Below are 5466 nucleotides of genomic sequence, written 5' to 3' on the forward strand. Positions count from 1 at the left end.
TGGTGCGGCGTATAGGATTCGAACCTATGACGTTCTGATTCGTAGTCAGACCCTCTATCCAGCTGAGGTAACGCCGCAACGCACGGATTATTATGCACGTGACCCCTCGATGGGTCAAGCGACAATTTGGAAAAATTTTACGAAGTGATGATTGAGACGCCCGCGCCTCGACCGAGATTCGGATCCATGGGATACCGCCATAAAATAAAAGCCCCCGTTGCCGGAGACTTTCAATTTCGATTGGTGCGGCGTATAGGATTCCGCGCATCCGCTTCGCGGATCCGCACCGGCTTCGCCCGCCTGCCGGCGTCCTCGCCCGCTCGCTAAAAACGCTTCGCGTTTTCTTGACGCTCGCGCCTCGACCGAGGTTCGAATCCATGCGGTGACGGCATAAAAGAAAAGCCCCCGTTGCCGGAGGCTTTAAGTTCGATTGGTGCGGCGTATAGGATTCGAACCTATGACGTTCTGATTCGTAGTCAGACCCTCTATCCAGCTGAGGTAACGCCGCAGCGCAAGACATATAAAACCACTTTAGCTTATTGGAGTCAAGCACAATCTCAAACTTTTTTGTGGAACGCAGTTTTGTCATGCTGCTCCGCATATACCGCCGTTCCCCGTACGATCGATTGGCTTTTCGATCACGTCGAACCTGGCATCAAGTTCCCTCAGGAGCGATCTCACCCGCTGGGCGCAATCATAATCGGCAAACGAGATGCTCAGCATGCGCGCGACCTGGTTGGAAGTCCCAACTCCATAGAAGTGCTCCAGCGCCACAAGCCCCTCGTGCGTCACAAAGGTCTCGACCACATGCGGCGACTCCTCAAAGCACCATTGGGTCAACGGACCCTCACTCGTCTGCCGAAGCACCAGGCCACCCATGCCAGACGGCTCACACGTTACAAGCAGGTACTCCCCGCCCTCGTCGCTCTCAAACAAAACCACCCGATCATCAAACAGCTCCATCGCGTCCCCTTTCTCTCGCTCTTATTTAGCAAAAGCATAGCAGGTAGATGGCTGTATACAGAACAGTTGTTCGTGTGTTTTCTATTGAGCTGTCCGCACGGCATGGTATGGACCTACGCACGAAATAGGGCGCCCCCGAAGGAGCGCCCTTGCATATCCCCTATGCAGGCAAGTTACGCGACCGGCTCGATCTTCTCGAGGCCGCCCATGTAAGGACGCAGAACCTCGGGAATCGTGATGGTGCCGTCGGCGTTCTGGTAGTTCTCCAGAATGGCGGCCATGGTGCGGCCGGCCGGCAGGCCGGAACCATTGAGGGTGTGCAGGTAGCGCGAACCCTTGAAGTTCTCGGGGTCGCGATACTTGATGTTGGCGCGGCGAGCCTGGAAGTCACCGCAGTTGGAGCAGGAGCTGATCTCCTTGTAGGCGTTGTAGCTCGGCAGCCAAACCTCGACGTCGTAGGTCTGACGGGCAGAGAAGCCCAAGTCGCCGGTGCACAGGCTAATCACGCGATACGGAAGGCCCAGCTGCTGCAGCAGGTACTCGGCCTCGGCGGTCATGCTCTCGAGCTCCTCGTCGGACTCCTCCGGCTTAGCGAACTTGACCATCTCGACCTTGTCGAACTCGTGCTGACGGATGATGCCGCGGGTGTCGCGACCGGCGGAACCGGCCTCCTCGCGGAAGCAGGGGGTGAAGGCGGTGTAGCGGCGCGGCAGGGTGTCGGCATCGAGGACCTCGCCGGCGTGCAGGTTGGTAAGCACGACCTCGGCGGTGGGGATCAGGAAGTTGTCGCCCGAGACGTGATAGGCGTCGTCCTCGAACTTGGGCAGCTGGCCCGTGCCAAACATGGTCTGACGCTTGACGACGATAGGCGGCCACCACTCCTTGAAGCCACGGCTGGTGTGCGTATCGAGGAAGAAGTTGATGAGGGCACGCTCCAGGCGGGCACCGGCGCCACCGAGAACGGTGAAACGGCTGCCGGAGAGCTTGTTGCCGCGCTCGAAGTCAAGAATGTCGAGGTCGGTGCCCAGATCCCAGTGCGGCTTAAAGTCGAAGTCGAACTCGCGCGGGGTGCCCCAGCGGCGACGCTCGATGTTCTCGTCCTCGTCCTTGCCGTACGGCGTGGCCTCGCAAGGAATGTTAGGCAGGTGAGCCATGAAGTCGTACTGCTCCTGCTCGAGGGCAGTACGACGCTCGGCCAGACCGTCAATCTTCTCGTTGACGGCGCGCACGGCCTCCTTGGCGGCCTCGGCCTCCTCCTTCTTGCCCTCCTTCATCAGGGCGCCGATCTTCTTGGACTCGGCATTGCGCGTAGCCTGGAGTTCCTCGACCTCGGTGATGACGGCACGGCGCTCGTCGTCGAGCTCAAAGAACTTCTCGCGATCCCAAGACGTCTGGCGGTTAGCCATGGCGACATCGATGGCATCGGGGTTCTCGCGAACAAACTTGATATCAAGCATTAGATCCTCCGGCGATATACATTCCATTTAGGTTGCAACCTTGTACATGTATGGGCAAGTATATACTTATGAGCGTTTACGACCCAACTCAACTACGCAAGAAGGCACCCAATGGACGCAGTTTTTTCCTTTTTGTTTGGCACCCGCACCGGTTTTGCCATCCTTTTCGCCGGCGGCATCCTGTTATTTGCGATTCTTGCCTTTGTAATGGAGAAGCGTACCCATAAGATGTACGTCGACCGCGGACCCAAGTCCGAGGATGAGGAAGACAGCTTCTGGGACTAACCTGCCAAAAAGGGACAGGTTTATTTTGGTCTGTTTTATCTGGGCAAACGCAAGCGCCCCGCAACTGGAATTGAGCCAGTTGCGGGGCGCTTTTCGCTAAAAGGACAAAACCGCAGAAAATACCTGCCAAAAATAAACCCGTCCTTTTTTTGGTCGGTTTTACTGGAGAGTTGCGTCGATTGCCTTGACCAGGGCGCTGCGCATGCCGGCGTCCTCGAGCGCAACGACGCCCTTGATGGTGGCACCACCGGGCGAGCATACGGCATCCTTCATCGCCGCAGGATGCTGGCCAGTTGCAAGCTGCAGCTTTGCCGTACCCAACACCATCTGGCTCACAATGCGATAGGCATCGGCACGCGGGATACCGTGCTTGACCGCCGCATCGCCCAGGGCCTCGATTGCCATGGCGACAAATGCCGGAGCGCAACCACCCACCGTGCCGCCCACAAACAGCAGGCTCGTATCGAGCTCGACCACCGCACCGAGTTTGCCAAGCAGATCAAGCACCACGGCGCTCTGCTCATCACTAAGCGTGGAAGCCTTCTCGCAAGCGATGACGCCCTCGCCCACCGAAACCGGTGTGTTGGGCACCGTCGAGATATGCGCGACGCCCGGCAGGACCTGCTCCCACTTGGCACTGTCCCAGGTCCAGGCAACCGACAGAACGACCTTTTTGGCAAGAGCATCCTTGAGCGGGGCGAATACCTTCTCGATCATGTACGGTTTGACCGCAGCGACCACGATATCGGATGCGGCGACAACCTCGGCGGCATCGTGGCAGGCGACCATGCCGCGCGCCTCGCAGCGCTCAACCAGTGCGTCGTAGCGACCCGCGCAGGCGCACATGTCGCTCGCAGCTACACCGGCAGCGATCCAGCCATCGGCCATAGCGCTCGCCATATTGCCAAAACCGACAAATCCAATCTTCATATCTCATAGTCCTCTCAGACACGCTCTTCAAAACGAAAGGTATTGTCCCACGGCATTGTTTCGTATTGCCGACCTATTTGTGATACGGCTCGCCACGGCTGATCTTGCAGGCGCGGTAGATTTGCTCCAGCAGCACCACGCGCGCCAAGTTGTGCGGCAAGGTAATACGTCCAAAGCTGAGCATCTCGTCGGCTCGTGTGCGCACGTCATCGCTCACGCCGTCCGATCCACCAATCACAAAGGCGATGTCGCTGTTACCACGCAGCATAAGATCATCGAGCCGCGCCGAAAGCTCCTCGCTCGAGCGCTCTTTGCCCTCAATGGCAAGCAGGATCACATGCGCTCGAGGCGGCAGGGCTGCAAGTATCGCCGCCCCCTCCTTGTCGCGCGCGGCATCCACGCCGCCCGCCTTAGCCGGGTCGATATCAGCCACCTCGCGGACATCCACCTTGGCATAGGCGCCCAGGCGCTTGGTGTACTCGGCGCACGCGTCCTTCCAAAAGCGCTCCTTGAGCTTACCGACGCAAACGACGGTGTACTTCACGCGCACCTACTCCTTCGAATCGTTTTGAACTTTGCCGGCGGTCAGCATCTGCTCGAACATCGAGGCCGACTGCGAGAAATCGCTCGGCAGCACGACCGTCGAGGTTTTACCCGTGCGAGCGAACTCCGTCATCATCTCGGACCACTGCGTAAACATGAACAGCTGGTTGGCCTCGTCGTTGCCGACACCCGTCTCCTGGATGATCTCGAGTGAATCCTTGATGCCCAGCGCGATGGCCTTGCGCTGGTTGGCGATGCCTTCGCCCGCCTTTTCCATAGCCTCGGCCTCGGCGGTCGCCTCGGTAACGCGCTTGATGCGGTCGGCCTCAGCGAGCTCCTGCGCAGCAGCGCGCTTGCGCTGGGCGGCGTTGATGTCGTTCATGGAGTTCTCGACCTCGGTCGGCAGCGCGATCTTGGTGATGAGTGTCGACACCAGGGTAAAGCCGTAGGCAGCCATCTGCTCGGACACGGTGGCATTAACGTCCTTGGCGATGTCATCCTTCTTGGCAAAGACCTCATCGAGCGTATAGACAGGGATGGAAGAGCGCAGGGCGTCGGTGATGAAGTCACGCATCTGGTCGACGGGCTCCTGCAGCATGTAGTAGCTCTTGTAGATACCCGAATCTGCCGGGCCGGCGCCCATGTCATAGCTCACGTGGTACTGAGCAGAGACCTCAAGGCCGATGGTCACGTTGTCCTGGGTCTTAACGTCGATGCCAAAACCGTTTTTCATGGTGCGCAGACTCACCGTGGCGGCCTTGCGGTCGATCACGGGCACCTTCATGTGGAAGCCCGCGTTGACGATGCGGTTAAACTTGCCCAGACGTTCGATGATCACGGCATGCTGTTGTTCAACGACATAGCAGGCGTTAGGAAGCAGCAGCAACAGGATGATGATGGGAATCAAAAGGCTGGTAAGGGCGGCGATGATACCGGACAACAGCATGGTCTCTCCTCTGATAGGCACACGTTGGCACTAGGATACCCGCACGAAGCAGCAACGTGACATCAACAAGAGGCCCATAACAAAAAAGCTCCCATTGCTGGGAGCTCTTTCAATCAATGGTGCAAGCAAAAGGACGTCCGCGTATCCGCTTCGCGGATTCGCACCGGCTTCGGCCGCCTGCCGGCGTCCTCGCCAGCTCGCTAAAAACGCTCCGCGTTTTCTTGGCGCTCGCTCCTTCGCAGGTTCAAGTCCCCGCGATGGGCCCAAAAGACGATATGAGAAAGCCATTGGGGTCGCCTCCCCCGCGGCGCAGCTTCTTTCCGCGGGCTCAGGGTGCCACAA

Annotated in this window: 6 protein-coding genes and 2 tRNA genes; 1 reads left to right on the forward strand and 7 read right to left on the reverse strand. The window is 58.7% G+C overall.

The genetic code is table 11. The annotated features are described in order from the left end of the window. The 4 genes from ACESUZ_RS09810 to serS form a co-directional block, all read right to left on the reverse strand. Window positions 1-77: transfer RNA gene (locus tag ACESUZ_RS09810), tRNA-Arg, on the reverse strand. A gap of 354 nt (window positions 78-431) precedes the next feature. Further along, window positions 432-508, reverse strand: a tRNA-Arg gene (locus ACESUZ_RS09815). Window positions 509-585: 77 nt separating this feature from the next. Next, window positions 586-963, reverse strand: coding sequence for a hypothetical protein (locus tag ACESUZ_RS09820; RefSeq protein WP_373199870.1), 378 nt, complete (start codon window positions 961-963; stop codon window positions 586-588). A gap of 173 nt (window positions 964-1136) precedes the next feature. Further along, a complete protein-coding gene (gene serS / locus ACESUZ_RS09825; protein ID WP_035136826.1) occupies window positions 1137-2420 on the reverse strand; it encodes a serine--tRNA ligase in 1284 nt (427 codons plus the stop codon). Between the two features lie 111 nt (window positions 2421-2531). On the opposite strand from serS, the gene ACESUZ_RS09830 reads away from it, so the two are divergent. Beyond that, window positions 2532-2705, forward strand: coding sequence for a DUF6724 family protein (locus ACESUZ_RS09830; protein ID WP_006235069.1), 174 nt, complete (start codon window positions 2532-2534; stop codon window positions 2703-2705). A gap of 159 nt (window positions 2706-2864) precedes the next feature. Here the strand turns inward: ACESUZ_RS09830 and proC are convergent, their stop codons facing one another. The 3 genes from proC to ACESUZ_RS09845 all read right to left on the reverse strand — a co-directional run bounded on the left by proC (window position 2865) and on the right by ACESUZ_RS09845 (window position 5124). After that, window positions 2865-3635 carry a pyrroline-5-carboxylate reductase gene (gene proC / locus ACESUZ_RS09835; protein WP_055285927.1) on the reverse strand — a complete coding sequence of 257 codons (771 nt, stop codon included), beginning with the start codon at window positions 3633-3635 and terminating at the stop codon, window positions 2865-2867. A 73-nt stretch (window positions 3636-3708) separates the two neighbouring features. Further along, on the reverse strand, window positions 3709-4179 hold the full coding sequence (gene rlmH, locus ACESUZ_RS09840) for a 23S rRNA (pseudouridine(1915)-N(3))-methyltransferase RlmH (RefSeq protein ID WP_373199873.1): 471 nt from the start codon (window positions 4177-4179) through the stop codon (window positions 3709-3711). Window positions 4180-4185: 6 nt separating this feature from the next. Next, window positions 4186-5124, reverse strand: a complete 939-nt coding sequence (locus ACESUZ_RS09845) for an SPFH domain-containing protein (RefSeq protein ID WP_270226098.1) — start codon at window positions 5122-5124, stop codon at window positions 4186-4188. Window positions 5125-5466 lie beyond the last annotated feature (342 nt).

Source organism: Collinsella aerofaciens ATCC 25986, from assembly GCF_964239575.1.
GTDB lineage: Bacteria > Actinomycetota > Coriobacteriia > Coriobacteriales > Coriobacteriaceae > Collinsella > Collinsella aerofaciens_BQ.